The organism is Crystallibacter degradans (assembly GCF_012952295.1).
Taxonomy (GTDB): domain Bacteria; phylum Actinomycetota; class Actinomycetes; order Actinomycetales; family Micrococcaceae; genus Crystallibacter; species Crystallibacter degradans.
This window is the reverse complement of sequence record NZ_JABBCH010000073.1, coordinates 1-806: the sequence shown is the minus strand read 5'-3', so window position 1 is coordinate 806 and position 806 is coordinate 1. Positions and strand designations below refer to the sequence as shown.

Genomic DNA, 806 nt, shown 5'->3' with positions numbered 1-806 from the left:
CGTGTAGCGGACGCAGTCGCACTGCAACCGGACATGGAACTGGTCGGCATCGCCGACATCGTCACCGACTGGCGGATCCAGTCCGCTGCCGGAAGGTTCCCGCTGTTCGCGTCCACGGACGAGGCCCGGCAGGCGATGCTTCAGGCCGGGCTTCCCGTCGCGGGCTCACTGGAGGACCTACTGGGGCAGGTGGACGTCATCGCCGACACGACACCCAAACACGTAGCAGCAGAGAACCTGCCCCGCTACCGGGCCGCGGGCGTGAAACTTGTGCTGCAGGGCGGGGAATCCCACGAGACCACGGGGCACTCGTTCGTGGCCCAGGCCAACTATGAGAGCGCGCTGGGACGGGACATGACCCGCGTGGTCTCCTGCAATACCACCAGCATTGTCCGTGTCCTTGGCGCGCTGCAGGACGCTGACCTGCTGGCCAAGGCCCGCGGCGTTCTGATCCGCCGGGCCACCGACCCGTGGGAGTCGCACTTGGGCGGGATCATGAACACCATGGTCCCGGAATCTAAAATCCCTTCCCATCAGGGGCCTGACGCCCAGACCGTCCTGCCCGGCCTGGACCTGGTGACAATCGCGGCCAAAGGCGCCCACACCCAGACCCATAACCACTACTGGACGCTGCAGCTCACCCGCCCGGCCAGCCGCGAGGAAGTCCTCGCGGCCCTGTGTGCCGCGCCGCGCATCGCGTTCATCCGGATGGCCGACGGACTCGTCGCCCTGAACTCGACCATCGAGCTGATGAACGATCTCGGCCGGCCCCGCGGGGACATGTGGGAAGTCGCCGTCTGGGAGGA

1 protein-coding gene is annotated in these 806 nt (G+C 67.2%); it reads left to right on the top strand.

The window, feature by feature from the left end; genetic code table 11:
- The coding region (locus HGO92_RS24930; RefSeq protein ID WP_169999108.1) for a type II glyceraldehyde-3-phosphate dehydrogenase at nt 1-806 on the top strand (806 nt) is incomplete at both ends.